This is a genomic window from Sphaerotilus uruguayifluvii (assembly GCF_013294065.1).
GTDB classification, from domain to species: Bacteria; Pseudomonadota; Gammaproteobacteria; order Burkholderiales; family Burkholderiaceae_C; genus Sphaerotilus; species Sphaerotilus uruguayifluvii.
This window is the reverse complement of sequence record NZ_JABSNM010000002.1, coordinates 85,120-101,532: the sequence shown is the minus strand read 5'-3', so window position 1 is coordinate 101,532 and position 16,413 is coordinate 85,120. Positions and strand designations below refer to the sequence as shown.

General features: G+C 72.1%; 19 protein-coding genes. 17 read left to right on the top strand and 2 right to left on the bottom strand.

The features are described 5' to 3' along the window. Position 1 precedes the first annotated feature (1 nt). The 7 genes from HNQ01_RS02780 to HNQ01_RS02750 all read left to right on the top strand — a co-directional run bounded on the left by HNQ01_RS02780 (position 2) and on the right by HNQ01_RS02750 (position 5,030). Entirely contained in the window at positions 2-559 is a 558-nt protein-coding gene (locus HNQ01_RS02780; RefSeq protein ID WP_173803812.1) for a MauE/DoxX family redox-associated membrane protein, read from the top strand. Next, entirely contained in the window at positions 556-1,161 is a 606-nt protein-coding gene (gene mauD / locus HNQ01_RS02775) for a methylamine dehydrogenase accessory protein MauD (protein ID WP_173803811.1), read from the top strand. Before HNQ01_RS02780 ends, mauD begins: the two co-directional genes overlap by 4 nt. Beyond that, positions 1,158-1,703, top strand: coding sequence for a methylamine dehydrogenase light chain (locus HNQ01_RS02770; protein ID WP_173803810.1), 546 nt, complete (start codon positions 1,158-1,160; stop codon positions 1,701-1,703). The genes mauD and HNQ01_RS02770 overlap by 4 nt, the downstream gene beginning before the upstream one ends. Beyond that, positions 1,703-2,170, top strand: a complete 468-nt coding sequence (locus HNQ01_RS02765) for a c-type cytochrome (protein WP_173803809.1) — start codon at positions 1,703-1,705, stop codon at positions 2,168-2,170. The genes HNQ01_RS02770 and HNQ01_RS02765 overlap by 1 nt, the downstream gene beginning before the upstream one ends. A 14-nt stretch (positions 2,171-2,184) precedes the next feature. Beyond that, complete coding sequence (locus tag HNQ01_RS02760; RefSeq protein ID WP_173803808.1) at positions 2,185-2,625, top strand: c-type cytochrome; 441 nt, start codon at positions 2,185-2,187, stop codon at positions 2,623-2,625. A 22-nt stretch (positions 2,626-2,647) separates the two neighbouring features. Next, entirely contained in the window at positions 2,648-3,484 is an 837-nt protein-coding gene (locus HNQ01_RS22295) for a helix-turn-helix transcriptional regulator (RefSeq protein WP_286180424.1), read from the top strand. Between the two features lie 82 nt (positions 3,485-3,566). Beyond that, entirely contained in the window at positions 3,567-5,030 is a 1,464-nt protein-coding gene (locus tag HNQ01_RS02750) for an aldehyde dehydrogenase family protein (RefSeq protein ID WP_173803807.1), read from the top strand. Here the strand turns inward: HNQ01_RS02750 and HNQ01_RS02745 are convergent. Next, positions 5,014-5,856, bottom strand: a complete 843-nt coding sequence (locus tag HNQ01_RS02745) for an IclR family transcriptional regulator (RefSeq protein ID WP_173803806.1) — start codon at positions 5,854-5,856, stop codon at positions 5,014-5,016. The two genes, HNQ01_RS02750 and HNQ01_RS02745, sit on opposite strands and share 17 nt — an antisense overlap. A 182-nt stretch (positions 5,857-6,038) precedes the next feature. Here HNQ01_RS02745 and HNQ01_RS02740 point away from each other — a divergent pair, with 182 nt between their 5' ends. The 6 genes from HNQ01_RS02740 to fahA are packed head-to-tail and all read left to right on the top strand — an operon-like array spanning position 6,039 to position 11,832. Continuing rightward, complete coding sequence (locus HNQ01_RS02740) at positions 6,039-7,019, top strand: MBL fold metallo-hydrolase (RefSeq protein WP_173803805.1); 981 nt, start codon at positions 6,039-6,041, stop codon at positions 7,017-7,019. Between the two features lie 3 nt (positions 7,020-7,022). Next, positions 7,023-8,669 (top strand): FAD-dependent oxidoreductase, encoded by a 1,647-nt coding sequence (locus HNQ01_RS02735; RefSeq protein ID WP_173803804.1) that lies wholly within the window; start codon positions 7,023-7,025, stop codon positions 8,667-8,669. Positions 8,670-8,685: 16 nt separating this feature from the next. Beyond that, positions 8,686-8,913 carry a DUF2783 domain-containing protein gene (locus tag HNQ01_RS02730; RefSeq protein WP_173803803.1) on the top strand — a complete coding sequence of 76 codons (228 nt, stop codon included), beginning with the start codon at positions 8,686-8,688 and terminating at the stop codon, positions 8,911-8,913. Between the two features lie 14 nt (positions 8,914-8,927). Then, on the top strand, positions 8,928-9,917 hold the full coding sequence (locus tag HNQ01_RS02725) for a Bug family tripartite tricarboxylate transporter substrate binding protein (protein ID WP_173803802.1): 990 nt from the start codon (positions 8,928-8,930) through the stop codon (positions 9,915-9,917). A gap of 50 nt (positions 9,918-9,967) precedes the next feature. After that, positions 9,968-10,525, top strand: a complete 558-nt coding sequence (locus HNQ01_RS02720; protein ID WP_173804064.1) for a VOC family protein — start codon at positions 9,968-9,970, stop codon at positions 10,523-10,525. Beyond that, on the top strand, positions 10,522-11,832 hold the full coding sequence (gene fahA / locus HNQ01_RS02715) for a fumarylacetoacetase (protein ID WP_173803801.1): 1,311 nt from the start codon (positions 10,522-10,524) through the stop codon (positions 11,830-11,832). Before HNQ01_RS02720 ends, fahA begins: the two co-directional genes overlap by 4 nt. A gap of 71 nt (positions 11,833-11,903) precedes the next feature. On the opposite strand, the gene HNQ01_RS02710 is transcribed toward fahA, so the two are convergent. Continuing rightward, positions 11,904-12,272, bottom strand: a complete 369-nt coding sequence (locus HNQ01_RS02710; protein ID WP_173803800.1) for a hypothetical protein — start codon at positions 12,270-12,272, stop codon at positions 11,904-11,906. A 289-nt stretch (positions 12,273-12,561) separates the two neighbouring features. Here HNQ01_RS02710 and HNQ01_RS02705 point away from each other — a divergent pair, with 289 nt between their 5' ends. The 4 genes from HNQ01_RS02705 (at position 12,562) to HNQ01_RS02690 (ending at position 16,404) form a co-directional block, all read left to right on the top strand. Next, a complete protein-coding gene (locus tag HNQ01_RS02705; protein ID WP_173803799.1) occupies positions 12,562-12,870 on the top strand; it encodes a 2Fe-2S iron-sulfur cluster-binding protein in 309 nt (102 codons plus the stop codon). A 57-nt stretch (positions 12,871-12,927) separates the two neighbouring features. After that, complete coding sequence (locus tag HNQ01_RS02700) at positions 12,928-13,830, top strand: LysR family transcriptional regulator (RefSeq protein ID WP_173803798.1); 903 nt, start codon at positions 12,928-12,930, stop codon at positions 13,828-13,830. Positions 13,831-13,955: 125 nt separating this feature from the next. After that, the gene (locus HNQ01_RS02695; RefSeq protein ID WP_173803797.1) at positions 13,956-14,891 is read left to right on the top strand and encodes a catechol 2,3-dioxygenase; all 936 of its coding nucleotides are present in this window, start codon (positions 13,956-13,958) and stop codon (positions 14,889-14,891) included. 49 nt (positions 14,892-14,940) lie between these two features. Next, entirely contained in the window at positions 14,941-16,404 is a 1,464-nt protein-coding gene (locus tag HNQ01_RS02690) for a 2-hydroxymuconic semialdehyde dehydrogenase (protein WP_173803796.1), read from the top strand. The last annotated feature ends 9 nt before the right edge of the window (positions 16,405-16,413 follow it).

The window sequence follows — 16,413 nt, the reverse complement described above, 5'->3', positions numbered from 1 at the left end:
GATGGCCGCGGAGCTTCTTCCTGCGCTTGACCCGGTGATCGGCCACACCGCGGCGGCCAGCGTCGGCTCACTGCTGCTGACCGGCGCGCTGGCCAAGCTGCGTGACGTGGCGCTGTTCCGCGCCACGCTGGACAACTACCGGCTGCTGCCCGAGGCGACGCTGGGCGCGGCGGCGGTGGCGCTGCCGCTGGCCGAGCTGGCCGCCGGCGCGCTGCTGCTGCCCACCGCCAGCCGCGCGGCGGGCGCCGGACTGGCGCTGCTGCTGCTCGTGCTGGTGACCGGCGCGGTGGCGTGGCGGCTGGCCCGCGGCGGCGGCCCGATCGACTGCGGCTGCGGCGGCGGCACCGAGGTGCCGCTCTCGCGCGGCCTGATCGCCCGCAACGCGGTGCTGATGCTGCTGACGCTGCTGGCCGCGCTGCCGGCGCTCGATCGCCCCACCGTCTGGCTCGACGCGCTGGCCACCGTGCTGGCGACGCTGTTCTTCCTGGGCCTCTACCAGACCGCCAACCTCTGGCTGGCCCACCACCCCAAGCTGCTCGAACTGAGGAACGCCCCATGACCGACGCCCTCGTCATTTCCAACCTTGTCCTGTGGGTCGCCGTGCTGGCCCTGCTGGTGGCGGTGATCGCCCTGTCGCGCCAGATCGGCATCCTGTACGAGCGCATCGCGCCGATGGGCGCGCTGATGATGGACACCGGCCCGAAGGTCGGCGAGGTCGCGCCGGTCTTCGACCTGCCCAGCCTGGGCGGCGGCCAGATCGCGGTGGGCGCGCCGGGCCCGCGCGCCACGCTGCTGTTCTTCCTGTCGCCGACCTGCCCGGTGTGCAAGAAGCTGCTGCCGGTGCTGCAGTCCCTCCACGCCGCCGAGTCGCGCACGCTGGGCCTGGTCTTCGCCTCCGACGGCGAGCTGCCCGAGCATGCCGAGTTCCGCCAGCGCGCCGGCCTGGGGACCTTCCCCTACGTGCTCTCGGCCGAGCTGGGCATGAGCTGGCGCATCAGCAAGCTGCCCTACGCGGTGCTGATCGACGAGCGCGGCATCGTGCGCGGCAAGGGCCTGGTCAATTCCCGCGAACAGATCGAGAGCCTGCTGACCGCCCGCGACCTGGGCCTGGTCTCGGTGCAGGACTACATGGACCGCAAGATCGCCAAGGAGATCGCATGACATCGCTCTGGAACTGGCTGGATCGCGCCGCCGAGCGCCGCGCCCGCCGCCTCGCTCAGACCACCTCGCGCCGCAGCGTGCTCGTCGGCGTCGGCCGCGCGCTGGTCGCCTCGGCCTTCACGCTGCCGGTGCTGCCCTTCGATCGCACCGGCCAGGCGCTGGCCGCCGGCGCCCACGGCGCGGGCACCAAGAAGAAGGGCGCGCCCACCGACACCGACTGCGACTACTGGCGCTACTGCTCGGTCGACGGCTTCCTGTGCTCGTGCTGCGGCGGCACCGCCACCAGCTGCCCGCCGGGCAGCACCGCGTCCAAGGTCGCCTGGGTCGGCACCTGCCTGAACCCGGCCGACGGCAAGAACTACCTGGTCAGCTACACCGACTGCTGCGGCCGCACCGCCTGCGGCTCGTGCTTCTGCAACACCAACCACGGCGACCGCCCCGGCTACCGCCTGGGCGTGCACAACGACGTGAACTGGTGCATGGCCAACGACAGCTCGGTCTACCACTGCACCGTGTCGGTCATCGTCGGGGTGGCGGACTGATGCGCGCGGCAGCGACAGCGGCGCTGGCCGCCGTGCTGGCGGCGGGCGCCCTTCCGGCCGAGGCCCAGACCGCCACGCCAGCGGCCCGCGGCGCCGAGATCTTCGCCAGCGTCTGCTTCGCCTGCCACGGCGCGCAGGGCCAGGGCACCGCCGGCATCGCGCCGGCGCTGGCCGGGCCGCTCTCGCCGGTGCTGGCCCGGCCCGAGGGCCGCGGCTATGTGCTGCGGGTGCTGCTGAACGGCCTGAGCGGGCGCATCGTCTCGCAGGGCCAGACCTTCGTCGGCGCCATGCCGGCGCAGGCGGCACTGACGGACGCCGATCTGGTCGCGCTCGGCGCGCATCTGGCCGTGCTCAACGGCCACGAGGGCGCGCCCTTCGACGCCACCGAGGTGGCCGCAGCACGGGCCGAGAGCCCGGCGCCCTCGCACAAGGCGCTGCGCGAGCTGCGCGCGCGGGTGATGCCGTGAGCCGGCGGCGGTCGGTGCGCCTTGCGGTACAGGCCCTGCTGGCCGGCGCGGCCGTCGTGCTGGCCGCCCCGGCCCCGGCCGCTTCGCCCGAAGCCCAGGCGCGGCTGCAGTACCTGCAGCACTGCATGGGCTGCCACCTCGAGGACGGCCGCGGCGCGCCCGAGCGCGGCGTGCCCTCGATGCACGACCAGCTCGGCCGCTTCCTGTCGGTGCCCGGCGGGCGCGAGTTCATCGTCCAGGTCCCTGGCGTGATGAACTCCGGTCTTTCGGACGCCGACATCGCACGGCTGATGAACTGGCTGCTGCCGCGGGTCTCGGCCGCGACGCTGCCGCCCGGCACCGCGCCCTACACCGAGGCGGAGATCGCCCGGCTGCGCGCGACCCGGCCGGTGGACGTGCCGGCGGCCCGCCAAGCGCTGGTCGATCTGCTGGAAAACCGGGCTCCGATGCGCTGAAGGTCGCCCCTACACTGCCGGCATGACGCACGCCGAACCCGCAGCCGATGGTGCCGCCGAGCTGCTGCGCCTGCAGCGGCTGTGGCGCGCCCGCCTGCTCGACGGCGCCGGCGCGACCCGCTGGCGCCCCGGGCGCGAGATCGCCGCGGAACTGCTGCTGCATCTCGACGACGAGGCCGCCTGCTGGCACCGGGCGGCCGACTGGCTGCGCGACCTGCTCGACGCCGACCGGGTCGACGCCGGGCCCGGCGGCTTCGTCGATGCGGCGGGGGGCGCCCGCGCCTACCGGCCGAGCGCGGAGGTGCAGCGCGAGGCGCAGCCGCTGCCGACGGTGCTCGGCCTGGCCTTCGAGGCCACCGATCCCGGGCTGCAGGCCGTCTGGCATGCCAAGGGCTGCCTGCCGATCCGCGAGGTCGCGCAGGAACGCTCGATGAGCGCGGCGCTGCGCGAGCGCCTGCTGGCCCACGGCACCCAGGCCAAGCTCGCGCTGCCGCTGCGCGCGGGCGCGCAGGCGGTCGGGCTGCTGTGCGCCGACTGGCAGCGGCCCGAGCCGTGCTGGAGCGAGGCCACCTGCCAGCAGCTCGGCGACTGGGCCGCGCAGGCGCTGGGCCCGCTGCTGGCCGAGGCGAGCCGCCTGAGCGCACTCGCCCGGCCGCCGGCGCTGCCGACGCTCACCCCGGCGGAACTGCGCGTGGCGCGGCTGGTCGCGCGCGGCCTGAGCTACAAGGAGATCGCGCGCCAGCTCGACCGCTCGGTCGCCACCATCGACCACCAGACACGCCGGCTGCGCGAGAAGTTCGGCGTGCATTCCAACGCCCGGCTGATGCCGCTGCTCGACCGGGCCGGGTTTTCCCGCTGACGAGTCTTCGCGATGGCCGACCCGGGCGTCGATCCGGACACTGCGGCGGATCACGCACGACAACGTCGAAGGAGACCTGCCCATGACCTCGCGCCCGACCCCGCGCACGCCGCCCGTTCTCGCCAACCTCGTCGCCGGCCAGCCGGTCTTCAGCCCCGAGACCTTCGCCTCGGTCTCGCCCTCCACCGGCGAGGTGCTGGCGCAGGTGGCGCTCAGCACGCCCGAGCAGGTCGACGCGGCGGTCGCGGCAGCCCGCGCGGCGCAGCCGGCCTGGGCGGCGCTGCCGGACGCCGAGCGGGCGGCCGCGCTGAACCGCGTCGCCGATCTGCTGAAGGAGAGCGCGGCGCTGCTGGCCGACTGGATCGCGCGCGAGCAGGGCAAGCCGCTTGGCGGCGTCGGTCCCGACCAGGTGCCCGGCGCGCGCTTCGAGGCCTGGGCCTGCGAGGGCTGGACCCGCGCCACCGCCGCGCTCTCGCTCGGCACCGAGGTGGTCTTCGAGGACGAGACCCGCCGCGACGAGCTGCAGCGCCTGCCCCACGGCGTCGTCGCCGCGATCGCGCCGTGGAACTGGCCGCTGATGATCGCCATCTGGCAGATCGTGCCGGCGCTGCGCACCGGCAACACCGTGGTCATCAAGCCCTCGGAACACACGCCGGCCGGCACGCTGGAGATGGTGCGGCTGATCTCGGCGGCGCTGCCGCCGGGCGTGCTCAACACCGTCAGCGGCGCCGGCCCGGTCGGCGCGCGCCTGGTCGCGCATCCGCAGGTCGACAAGGTGCTGTTCACCGGCTCGGGCCCGACCGGCGAGCGCATCGCGGCCCAGGCCGCCGCGCGGCTGATGCCGGTCACGCTGGAACTGGGTGGCAACGACGCCGCGATCGTGCTGCCCGACGCCGACCCGGACACGATCGCGCCGGACCTGTTCTGGGGCGCCTTCCTGAACATGGGCCAGACCTGCGCCTGCATCAAGCGGCTCTACGTGCCCGATTCGCTGCACGACGCGATCGTCGAGCGGCTGCGCGCGCTGGCCGAGGCGCTGCCCATGGGCGACCCGCTGGCCGAGGGCACCGCGATGGGCCCGGTGCAGAACCGCATGCAGCTCGACAAGATCGGCCGGCTGCTGCGCCTGGCGCGCGAGGCCGGCGGCACGGTGGTCTGCGGCGGCGAGCCGCAGCCCGGCGCGGGCCTGTTCCACCCGCTGACGATCGTGACCGGCCTGAAGGACGGCGACGCGCTGGTCGACGAGGAGCAGTTCGGCCCGGTGCTGCCGGTGATCCGCTACCGCGACGGCGACCTCGACGCCGCGGTGGCCTCGGCCAACCGGCTCGACCTGGGCCTGGGCGCCTCGGTCTGGGGGCGCGACGCGGCCACGCTGCGCGCGGTGGCCGAGCGGCTGGAGGCCGGCACCGTCTGGATCAACCAGCACGGCCGGGTGCATCCGATGGTGCCCTTCGGCGGGCACAAGCGCTCGGGAACGGGCGTCGAGTTCGGCCTGGAGGGCCTGCGCGCGCTCACCCGCACCCGCGTGATCAGCCTGCGCAAGTGAGGCCGGCGGGCTGACCCGGCCCGCCCAGCCGCGCCGAGATCTCCGCCGCCGCCGCCCGCACCGCCCGCGCGGCGGCCGAATCCCAGTCGGCCGCCAGCCGGTCCTGGTGGTCCAGCGCAGTGATGACGATCGCCGGCTGGCCCTCGTGGTCCAGCGCCGGCGCGCTGAAGGCGTTGACGCCCGGGATCGGCCGGCCGTTGGCGCGGCCCAGGCCGTGTTCGGCCATCTCGCGCCGGGCGCTGGCCAGCTCGGCCTCGACCTCGGCGGCCGGCGCCACCGCCACCGCGCTCTCGCCCAGCGGCCCGACGCCGAAGGCCAGCGCCTCGTGCACCCGCTCGGGCGGCAGCACGCCGGCGAAGGCCCGCCCGGTCGCGGTGCCCAGCACCGACATCACCGTGCCGACCCGCATCGCCACATGCAGCGGCTGGCGCGCCTCGTGCAGCCGCACCACCGTCGGCCCCAGATTGCCCCAGACTGCCAGCGCCACCGCGTGGCCGGTCGAGCGTGCCAGCTCCTCGGCCACCGGCTGCGCCGCGCGCAGCGGGTCGAGCTGGTGCAGGCAGGCCAGACCGAGCTGCAGCGCCGCCGCGCCCAGCGCGTAGCGCCCGCTCACCGTGTCCTGCTCGATCAGGCGCAGCCGCCCGAAGCTGACCAGATACGGGTGCGCGCGCGAGGCCGGCAACCCCGCCTGCGCCGCCAGATCCTTCAGCGACATCGGCCCGGGGCTGCGCGACAGGGCCAGCAGCAGCCGCCCGCCCACCTCCACCGACTGCACCGCGCGCTGGCCGCGCTCCTCGTCGTCGCCGTCCTTGTCCTGTCTCGACATCGTGTCGTCTCTCCTTCTTCGACAGGGATTGGAACCGATGTGGCGTCCGGGCCGGTCGGGAATCTCGGGTTTGTCACTAGTCAATTCGTTTGCCAATGGCGAATCATCAACCTACACTGCCGCGCATTGATTGCTATCAGCAAATCAGTTCGTCAATGACAAACCACCGCAAGAGCCACCCGATGAGCACGCCGACCACCCCGACGAAGAAGTTCGCCTCCCAGGCCGATCTGGAAGAGAAGAAGGTCACCTTCGAGCAGATCTCCGAGCACGCCTGGGCCTACACCGCCGAGGGCGACCCCAACACCGGCGTCATCATTGGCGACGACGCGGTGCTGGTGGCCGACACCCAGGCCACGCCGGCGATGGCCGCCGACGTGATCCGCCGCATCCGCGAGGTCACCGACAAGCCGATCAAGTACGTCGTCATGACGCACTACCACGCGGTGCGGGTGCTGGGCGCCAGCGCCTACCTGGCCGAGGGCGGCCAGCAGATCCTCGCCAGCCAGGACACCTACGACCTGATCGTCGAGCGCGGCGAGTTCGACAAGGCCAGCGAGATCGGCCGCTTCCCGCGCCTGTTCCGCAATGTCGAGACGGTGCCGCCGGGCCTGACCTGGCCGACGATGACCTTCACCGGCAAGATGACGCTGTGGCTGGGCAAGCTCGAAGTGCAGCTGCTGCAGCTCGGCCGCGGCCACACCAAGGGCGACACGGTGGTGTGGCTGCCGGGCGAGAAGACGCTGCTGTCGGGCGACCTGGTCGAGTTCGACGCCACGCCCTATGCCGGCGACGCCTACTTCCAGGACTGGCCCGGCACGCTGGACAACATCGCGCGGCTGCAGCCCGCGCAGCTGGTGCCCGGCCGCGGCCCGGCGCTGAAGGGGCCCGAGCAGGTGCAGCAGGGCCTGACGGTGACGCGCGACTTCATCCGCGATGTCTGGACGAGCGTGAAGGCCGGCGCCGATGCGGGCCGCGATCTCAACGCGGTCTACCGCGAGACCTACGCGGCGCTGCAGCCCAAGTACGGCCGCTGGGTGATCTTCGACCACTGCATGCCCTTCGACGTGACCCGCGCCTACGACGAGGCCACGCGCTACCCCGATCCGCGCATCTGGACCGCCGAGCGCGACATCGAGATGTGGAAGACGCTCGAAGGCTGAGCCATGCATTCCACCTACAGCTATCCGAAGTTCGACGCGCCCCGCGCGCCGGAGCTCGACGCCCCGCCCGGCAGCGCCCACCGCCCGGTGGTGGTGGTCGGCGCCGGCCCGGTGGGCCTGAGCGTGGCGATCGACCTGGCGCAGCGCGGCCAGCCGGTGCTGCTGCTCGACGACGACGACACGGTCAGCGTCGGCTCGCGCGGCCTGTGCTACGCCAAGCGCACGCTGGAGATCCTCGACCGGCTCGGCTGCGGCCAGCCGGTGGTCGACAAGGGCGTGACCTGGAATGTCGGGCGCACCTTCCTCGACACCGAGGAGGTCTTCCACTTCGACCTGCTGCCCGAGGCCGGCCACGAGCGCCCCGGCATGGTCAACCTGCAGCAGTACTATTTGGAGGAATACCTTGTGGCGCGCGCCCGCGCGCTGCCCGGGCTGGAGATGCGCTTCCGCCACAAGGTGACGCAGGTCGAGCCGCACGGCCGCGGCGCCACGCTGCAGGTCGAGACGCCGCAGGGCGCCTTCACGCTGGCCTGCGACTGGCTGGTGGTCTGCGACGGTGCGCGCAGCCCGGTGCGCTCGATGCTCGGCCTGGACATCGAGGGCCGCGTCTTCCGCGACCGCTTCCTGATCGCCGACGTGGTGATGAAGGCCGACTTCCCGGCCGAGCGCTGGTTCTGGTTCGATCCGCCGTTCCACCGCGGCCAGAGCGTGCTGCTGCACCGCGAGGCCGACAACGTCTGGCGCATCGACTTCCAGCTCGGCTGGGACGCCGACCCAGACGAGGAGCGCAAACCCGAGCGGGTGATCCCGCGCATCCGCGCGATGCTCGGCGACGAGCGGCCCTTCGAGCTGGAATGGGTCAGCGTCTACACCTTCCAGTGCCGGCGCATGACGGACTTCCGCCACGGCCGGGTGCTGTTCGCCGGCGACGCGGCGCACCAGGTCAGCCCCTTCGGCGCGCGCGGCGCCAACTCCGGCATCCAGGACGCCGACAACCTCGGCTGGAAGCTGGACGCCGTGCTGAGCGGCCGCGCGCCCGAGACGCTGCTCGACAGCTACCACGCCGAGCGCGCCTTCGCCGCCGACGAGAACCTGCTGAACTCGACCCGCTCGACCGACTTCATCACCCCGAAGAGCGCGATGTCGAAGCGCCTGCGCAACGCGGTGCTCGGCCTGGCGCGCGAGCATGCGTTCGCCCGCGCGCTGGTCAACTCGGGCCGGCTGTCGGTGCCGGCGACGCTGCGCGAGTCCTCCCTGGTGACGCCGGACCGCGCGGGCGAGAGCTTCGAGGGCTGGATGCTGCCGGGCGCGCCGATGGACGACGCGCCGGTGGCGGTCGACGGCCAACCGACCTGGCTGTTGCGCCAGATGGCGGCGGGCGAGTTCACGCTGCTGGTCTTCGGCGATGCGCCGGTGACGCTGCCGGACGATCTGCCGGTGCCGGTCGGCCTGCGCCGGGTGCAGCGCCCGGGCAGCGCCGCGGGCCCGGGCGATCTGCTCGACACCGAAGGCCACCTGAGCCGCCGCTACGACGGCCAGCCCGGCACGGTCTACCTGCTGCGCCCGGACCAGCATGTGGCGGCGCGCTGGCGCGCCTTCGATGCCGACGCGCTGCGCGACGCGCTGCGCCGCAGCCTGGCGCTGCAGTGACACGGAGGAGACGACGATGAACACGCTGATCACCCGCCCCCACTTCGGCGAGCCCGGCCGGCGCGACCGCCACGCCTTCTCGCCCGGCGACGACTTCTACGAGGCGCTGATCGAGACCCACCGCGACCTCGACGACGAGCGCAGCCAGATGCTCAATGCCCGGCTGGTGCTGCTGCTGGCCAACCACATCGGCGACCTGCGCGTGCTGCGCGAGGCGCTGGCCGCCGCCCGCCAGGGCGTCTGAAGGAAGACATCGACATGAAGATCGACCTGATCCGCCGCACGCTGCTGGGCGGCGCGCTGGCCGCCACCTCGCTGGGCGCCGCGCTGCTGCCCGCCGTCGCGCAGGCCCAGGACAGCAGGCCGCTGGAGTGGGTGGTGGGCTACGCCGCCGGCGGCGGCTCCGACGCGGTGGCGCGCACGCTCTCGGAGGCGATGGGCAAGGCGCTGGGCCGCAGCATCGTCGTCAACAACAAGCCGGGCGCGGCCACCAACATCGCCGCCGACTATGTCGCCAAGTCGAAGGACGTCGGCAACATCATGCTGACGGCCGACTTCGCGACGCTGGCGGCCAACCCGGCGCTGTTCGCGAAGCTGCCCTACGACGCCGAGCGCGACTTCGTGCCGGTGGGCCTGCTGGCGCGGTTCCCGATGATCCTGGTGGTCAACCCGGCGCTGCCGGTGCGCAGCTACAAGGAGTTCCTGGCCTGGGCGCGCGCCAACCCGGACGCGCTCAACTACGCCTCGGCCGGCCCGGGCAGCCCGCACCATCTGGCCGGCGAGCTGCTGCGCGAGCGCACCGGGCTGAAGATGCAGCATGTTCCCTACCGGGGCGCCGCGCCGGCGGTGCAGGACCTGATCGGCGGGCGCGTGCCCTTCGCGATGATGGACAGCGCAAGCGCCCAGCCGCATCTGCTCTCGGGCAAGCTGCGCGGCATCGGCGTGGCCTCGCCGACGCGGCTGAAGACGATGGCCGACCTGCCGACGCTGGCCGAGCAGGGCCTGAGCGGCTTCGAGGCCTACGCCTGGCAGGGCCTGGTGGTGCCGGCCGGCACGCCGCCGGAGACGGTCGCGCAGCTGCACCGTGCGCTGCAGCAGGCGCTGGACACGACGATGGTCAAGGCCCGCTTCCAGACCCTGGCGCTGGAGGCCCTGCCCGGCACGCCGAAGCAGATGGCCGACTACGCCCGCCTCGAGCGCGAGCGCTGGGGCCGGCTGATCGCCGCCAACAACATCCGGCTGGACTGAAGGTCCGCCCCCGAATCCGCAAGGAGCCGCACATGAGCGATCCCCGCCCGCTGAAGATCGACCGCATCCACCACGTCGCCTACCGCTGCAAGGACGCGAAGCAGACCGTCGAGTGGTACGGCCGCATGCTGAAGATGGACTTCATGCTCGCCATCGCCGAGGACCGCGTGCCCTCGACCAAGGCGCCCGACCCCTACATGCACATCTTCCTGGACGCCGGCGGCGGCAACGTGCTGGCCTTCTTCGAGCTGCCGACCCAGCCCGAGATGGGCCGCGACCCCAACACGCCGGCCTGGGTGCAGCACATCGCCTTCCGCGTCGCCGACCGCGAGACGCTGCTGGCCTACAAGGCGCATCTGGAAGCCGAGGGCGTCGAGGTGCTGGGCGTGACCGACCACGGCGCCTTCCACTCGATCTATGTCTTCGACCCGAACGGCCACCGCGTCGAGCTGGCCTGCCCGGACCCCGACGAGGCCGACATGCTGCGCCGCATGGACGAGGTCAAATGGAAGATGCTCGAGGACTGGAGCCTGACCAAGCGGGCGCCGAAGCACGCCGCCTTCTTCCACGAGCGCGAGTTCACGCCCGCCGCGGAGGCCACCCGATGAACGCCACGCCGCTCTGGCTGCAGATCGACGAGACCCATGACCCGGCGCTGCGCAGCTGGGTCGCGTCCGCCAACGATCCGGCCACCGACTTTCCCCTCCAGAACCTGCCCTTCGGGCGCTTCCGCGAACCGCGCGACGGCGACTGGCGCATCGGCGTGGCGATCGGCGATCAGGTGCTGGACCTGCGCCGCGCCCGCCTGATCGACAGCGCCGACATGAACCGGCTGATGCGCCTGGCCCCGGAGCCGCGCCATGCGCTGCGCCTGGCGCTGTCGCGCGGCCTGCGCGAGGGCAGCCCCCAGCAGGCCGCCTGGGCCGAGGCGCTGGTGCCGATGCGCCGGGTCGAGCTCGGTCTGCCCTGCGAGGTCGGCGACTACACCGACTTCTACATCGGCATCCACCACGCCACCCGCGTCGGGCGGCTGTTCCGGCCGGACAACCCGCTGCTGCCCAACTACAAGTGGGTGCCGATCGGCTACCACGGCCGCGCCTCCTCGCTCATCCCCAGCGGCCAGGGCTTCCGGCGCCCGAACGGCCAGTCGATGCCGCCGGGCGCGACCGAACCCCGCTTCGGCCCCTGCCAGCGCCTGGACCACGAGCTGGAACTGGGCGTGCTGATCGGCCGCCCCAACGTGATGGGCGAGCCGATCCCGATCGAGCGCGCCGAAGAGCATGTCTTCGGCCTGACCCTCTTCAACGACTGGTCGGCGCGCGACGTGCAGGCCTGGGAATACCAGCCGCTCGGTCCCTTCCTGTCGAAGAACTTCGCCAGCACGCTCTCGCCCTGGGTGGTGACGCTGGAGGCGCTGGCGCCCTTCCGCCAGCCCTTCACCCGCCCCGAGGGCGACCCGGCGCCGCTGCCCTACCTCGACTCGGCGCAGCAGCGCGCCTCGGGCGCGATCGACATCGGGCTGGAGGTCCACCTGCAGACCGCCGCGATGGCCGAGCGCGGCCAGGCGCCGGCGCGCATCGCGCGCTCGAACTTCGCCTCGGCCGCCTACTGGACGATCGCGCAGCTGGTCGCCCACCACACGGTGGGCGGCTGCAACCTGCAGCCGGGCGACCTGTTCGGCTCGGGCACGCTCTCCGGCCCCGGCGAGGGCGAAGGCGGCTCGATGCTGGAGCTGACCGACGGCGGCAAGCGGGCCCTCGAGCTGCCCGGCGGCGAGACGCGCACCTTCCTGCAGGACGGTGACACCGTGGTGCTGAAGGCGCGCTGCGAGCGCGCCGGCGCGCGCTCCATCGGCTTCGGCGAGTGCCGCGGCACGGTGCTGCCGGCGCCAGGCGTGGCCATCTCCGCAGTTTGAACGTTCAAACCATGGCATGGCGCGTCAAGCGCAACTGGACATGCCAACAGATGGGATGAGCCGGGCGATGGTCAGGCCAGCGCGACGCGGTGCAGGCGACCGCCCATCGGGACGCTCAGCGCCGCGAGGTCGGGCAGGCGGCCCAGGCGACCTGCGTGGCGTGCGACCAGATCGCTGGCGGCTGCGCGCAGCGTTTGCAGGAAGGGGCGACCCTGGCGGCACTGTGAACGCGGCAGCACCAGATCGACGTCCAGCGCGCTGGACGCGTCGGCCCACTCGAGGCGTGCCGGCAGCACCAGCACGCTGGGGGTGGACAGCCGGTAGTCAAGCTCGCCCTGCACGCGATGGTCTGCACAGACGGGCAGCCAGGGGGTCGAGGCATCGGCCGGGCAGACGGAGCCCGTCGGGTCGGTGGAACGCGGCGCAGGGGGGGTGATCATGGGCTCGATGATGGCCCGATCCCCGCACCGCCTCTGTCGGCCGGACCCGGGGCCGCGTGTAGGACGCAGCCCATGCGCGAGGGAACGGTCGCCGCACTGGTGCGCTGGGCCGAGTGCAACATGGACGCCATCGCGGCCGCGCCACAGGCCGGCTGCCGACATACCCTGAAGGTATCGCTGCCGTCCTTCTCGGTATTGGACAGGACGCGCCATGTTTTCTATCTTCGCCGGACACGCCGCACCGGGCCGACATCGGTCCGCGAAAGACGGCGGGACACGGAGACAGGACATGAAGCACCAGGTCCGCATCGAGGACACCGGCGAGATCTACCGCTGCGACGAGCGCCAGACGGTGCTCGTCGGCATGGAGGCGCTCGGGCGCAAGGGCATTCCGGTGGGTTGCCGCAACGGCGGCTGCGGCGTCTGCAAGGTCGAGATCACCGCCGGCCAGTACGAGTCGCGGGTCATGAGCCGCGAGCATGTCAGCGCCGAGGACGAGGCCTGCGGCCGGGTGCTGTCGTGCCGCATCCGGCCCTGCAGCGACCTGAGCCTGAAGGTGATCGGCCGGATGCAGCGCAGCGTCTGCCGCCGCGCCTGACCGACCCGCGCTCGCCGCGGGCGACGCGGGCCGGTCCCTGCCGCTAGAGTGCCCGCCATGGAACTCCGTCACCTGCGCTATTTCGTCTGCGTCGCCGAGGAGCAGAACATCGGTCGCGCCGCGCTGCGGCTGCACATCTCGCAGCCGCCGCTGACCCGCCAGATCCAGCAGCTCGAGGAGGAACTCGGCGCGCTGCTGTTCCGGCGCACCTCGCGCGGCGTCGAGCTGACCGATGCCGGCCGGGTGCTCTACGAGGACGCGCGCGGCATCCTGGCCCAGGCCGAGCGCGCCGCCGAGCGCACGCACAAGGCCGCGCAGGGCCTGCTCGGCCGGGTCGACGTGGCCATCTTCGGCTCGGGCATCTTCGGCGTGATCCCGCAGCTGCTGCGGCGCTTCCGCGAGGCCTGTCCCGAGGTCAGCATCGTGCTGCACTCGCTCGACAAGGAGGCACAGATCGATGCGCTGCACCACCGTCGCATCACCGTCGCCTTCAACCGGCTGATGCGCCCGGTCGAGGGGCTGACCTGCGAGACGCTGCTGACCGAGCCGATCTGGGTCGCCGTGCCCTCGGGCACCGCGCTAGCCGCGCGCACCGCCATCACGATGCAGGAGCTGCGCGATCAGCCGCTGGTGCTGTTTCCCACCGGCTCGCGGCCGAGCTTCATCGACCGGGTGCACGAGATGTGCCGTGGCGCGGGCTTCACGCCGCAGGTCGCGCAGGAGGTCGGCGACGTGGTGCATGCGGTCACGCTGGTGGGCACCGGCTTCGGCGCCTGCCTGGTGTCGCGCTCGGCGGCCAACATGAACATGCCCGGCGTGACCTTCCGCCCGCTGCATCACCCGACGCAGGACCGCATCGACCTGTGCTGCATCTACCGCGAGGACGACGATTCCGAGCTGAAGCAGGCCTTCCTGCGCTCGATGCGCGAGGGCGCGCGGCTGCTGGGCGATCTGCCGTGAACGCAGTGTCCAGACATTCCCGGAGGGTATGACAGACCCAGCTCGATGGTATTGGACGGCATGGCGGGGCCTGCCCAGAATCCAGTCGTTCCCCCTTCAAACGGCAACGACAGGAGACAGACATCATGGCCCTGACCGGCGTACTGCGACCCGGACATGTTCAGCTGCGCATGCTCGACCTCGAGGAAGGCGTGCGCTTCTATCGCGATGTGCTCGGACTGGAGGAGACCGGGCGCGACGCCGCCGGCCGGGTCTATCTGAAGGCCTGGGACGAGCGCGATCACCACAGCATCGTGCTGCGCCAGGCCGATCGCGCCGGCCTGGACTTCTTCGGCTTCAAGGTCGCCGGCAGCGCCGACCTGGACCGCTTCGAGGCCGAGCTGCGCGATGACGGACTGAAGACCGAACGCATCCCGGCCGGCGAGCTGCTCGAGACCGGCGAGCGCCTGCGCTTCGAGCTTCCCAGCGGCCACCTGATCGAGCTCTACGCCGAGAAGACCTTCGTCGGCAGCCACTTCGGCCAGAAGGATCCCAAGCCCTGGACGCCGCACCAGGACCGCGGCATCGCGCCGATGCGCTTCGACCACGCGCTGCTCTACGGCCCGAACGTCGACCGCGTGCTCGACATCTTCACGCGCATCCTGGGTTTCCACCTGGCCGAGTACGTCACGCTGCCCGACAGCGACGTCAAGGGCGCGCTGTGGCTGTGCTGCTCGAACAAGGCGCACGACATCGCCTTCGTCATCCACCCCGAGCCGGGCAAGCTGCACCACGTCTCGTTCTACATGGAGTCGATCGACCGCGTCTTCCGCGCCGCCGACATCATGGCCGCGCACGACATCAAGGTCGACATCGGACCGACCCGCCACGGCATCACCCGCGGCGGCACGATCTACGCGTGGGACCCGTCGGGCAACCGCTTCGAGACCTTCTCGGGCGGCAACTCCTCCTACCCGGATCTGCCCCCGATCGCCTGGACCTGGGAAGGCCTGGGCGAGGGCGGCGGCCTGGACGTGGCCCACCGCAAGATGCACGAGACCTTCCTGACCGTGGTGACCTGAAGCTGGCCCGCGAGCTGCCCACGAGAAGAACCCCTGCAGGACCGACGACATGACACGAATCATCACCAGCTTCATCGACGGCGAATTCCAGCCGGCCGAGGGCGCCCGGCTCTTCGACAAGCGCTCGCCGGTCGACGGCCGGGTCATCGCCCGCATCGCCGAGGCCCCGCAGGCCGAGGTCGACCGCGCGGTGCGCGCCGCCCGCGCCGCGCTGCGCGGCGACTGGGGCCGCATGACGGTCGAGCAGCGCGCGGCCATGCTGCACGCGGTGGCCGACGAGATCACGCGCCGTTTCGACGACTTCGTCGAGGCCGAGATGGCGGACACCGGCCAGCCCAGCCACGTGATGACGCATGTCTTCATCCCGCGCGGCGCGGCCAACTTCAAGATCTTCGCCGACGTGGTGAAGAACGTGCCGACCGAGTCCTTCCGCATGGACACGCCCGACGGCCGCGGCGCGCTGAACTACGCCATCCGCAAGCCCAAAGGCGTGATCGGCGTGATCTGCCCGTGGAACGCGCCCTTCCTGCTGATGACCTGGAAGCTCGGGCCGGCGCTGGCCTGCGGCAACACCGTGGTGGTCAAGCCCTCGGAGGAGACGCCGCTGACCGCCGCGCTGCTCGGCGAGGTCATGGCCAAGGTCGGTGTTCCGAAGGGCGTCTACAACGTCGTCAACGGTTTCGGGCCGAAGTCGACCGGCGAGTTCGTCACCACGCATCCGCAGGTCGACGCGATCACCTTCACCGGCGAGACGCGCACCGGCACCGCCATCATGAAGGCGGCGGCCGAGGGCCTGCGCGATGTCTCGTTCGAGCTCGGCGGCAAGAACGCCGGCATCGTCTTCGCGGATGCCGACTTCGACGCCGCGGTGGACGGCATCTTCCGCTCGGCCTTCCTGAACACCGGCCAGGTCTGCCTGGGCACCGAGCGCGTGTATGTGGAGCGGCCGATCTTCGAGCGCTTCCGCGATGCGCTGAAGGCCAAGGTCGAGGCGGTCAGGTACGGCCGCCCCGAGGACCACGCCAGCACCTACGGCCCGCTGATCAGCCAGGAACACCGCGACAAGGTGCTGGGCTACTACCAGCGCGCCGTCGACGAGGGCGCCACGGTGGTGACCGGCGGCGGCGTGCCCGACATGCCGGCGGATCTCAAGGGCGGCTGCTGGGTCCAGCCGACCATCTGGACCGGCCTGAGCGACGACGCCAGCGTGGTGCGCGAGGAGATCTTCGGCCCCTGCTGCCACCTGCGCCCCTTCGACAGCGAGGACGAGGTGGTGGCCCTGGCCAACGACAACGTCTACGGACTCTCGACCACGATCTGGACCCAGCACCTGGCGCGCGCCCACCGCATGGCCGAGCGCATCGAGGTCGGCATCACCTGGATCAACTCCTGGTTCCTGCGCGACCTGCGCACGCCCTTCGGCGGCTCCAAGCAGAGCGGCATCGGCCGCGAGGGCGGCGTGCATTCGCTGGAGTTCTACACCGAGACGCGCAACGTCTGCGTCAAGCTCTGAAGGGCCGGC

Excerpts from the sequence above, each read along its gene's own strand:
- HNQ01_RS02780 (WP_173803812.1), top strand. The coding sequence starts at position 2 with ATGGCCGCGGAGCTTCTTCCTGCGCTTGACCCGGTGATCGGCCACACC.
- mauD (WP_173803811.1), top strand. The coding sequence starts at position 556 with ATGACCGACGCCCTCGTCATTTCCAACCTTGTCCTGTGGGTCGCCGTG.
- HNQ01_RS02770 (WP_173803810.1), top strand. The coding sequence starts at position 1,158 with ATGACATCGCTCTGGAACTGGCTGGATCGCGCCGCCGAGCGCCGCGCC.
- HNQ01_RS02765 (WP_173803809.1), top strand. The coding sequence starts at position 1,703 with ATGCGCGCGGCAGCGACAGCGGCGCTGGCCGCCGTGCTGGCGGCGGGC.
- HNQ01_RS22295 (WP_286180424.1), top strand. The coding sequence starts at position 2,648 with ATGACGCACGCCGAACCCGCAGCCGATGGTGCCGCCGAGCTGCTGCGC.
- HNQ01_RS02750 (WP_173803807.1), top strand. The coding sequence starts at position 3,567 with ATGACCTCGCGCCCGACCCCGCGCACGCCGCCCGTTCTCGCCAACCTC.
- HNQ01_RS02745 (WP_173803806.1), bottom strand. The coding sequence starts at position 5,856 with ATGTCGAGACAGGACAAGGACGGCGACGACGAGGAGCGCGGCCAGCGC.
- HNQ01_RS02740 (WP_173803805.1), top strand. The coding sequence starts at position 6,039 with ATGAGCACGCCGACCACCCCGACGAAGAAGTTCGCCTCCCAGGCCGAT.
- HNQ01_RS02735 (WP_173803804.1), top strand. The coding sequence starts at position 7,023 with ATGCATTCCACCTACAGCTATCCGAAGTTCGACGCGCCCCGCGCGCCG.
- HNQ01_RS02730 (WP_173803803.1), top strand. The coding sequence starts at position 8,686 with ATGAACACGCTGATCACCCGCCCCCACTTCGGCGAGCCCGGCCGGCGC.
- HNQ01_RS02725 (WP_173803802.1), top strand. The coding sequence starts at position 8,928 with ATGAAGATCGACCTGATCCGCCGCACGCTGCTGGGCGGCGCGCTGGCC.
- fahA (WP_173803801.1), top strand. The coding sequence starts at position 10,522 with ATGAACGCCACGCCGCTCTGGCTGCAGATCGACGAGACCCATGACCCG.
- HNQ01_RS02710 (WP_173803800.1), bottom strand. The coding sequence starts at position 12,272 with ATGATCACCCCCCCTGCGCCGCGTTCCACCGACCCGACGGGCTCCGTC.
- HNQ01_RS02705 (WP_173803799.1), top strand. The coding sequence starts at position 12,562 with ATGAAGCACCAGGTCCGCATCGAGGACACCGGCGAGATCTACCGCTGC.
- HNQ01_RS02700 (WP_173803798.1), top strand. The coding sequence starts at position 12,928 with ATGGAACTCCGTCACCTGCGCTATTTCGTCTGCGTCGCCGAGGAGCAG.
- HNQ01_RS02695 (WP_173803797.1), top strand. The coding sequence starts at position 13,956 with ATGGCCCTGACCGGCGTACTGCGACCCGGACATGTTCAGCTGCGCATG.
- HNQ01_RS02690 (WP_173803796.1), top strand. The coding sequence starts at position 14,941 with ATGACACGAATCATCACCAGCTTCATCGACGGCGAATTCCAGCCGGCC.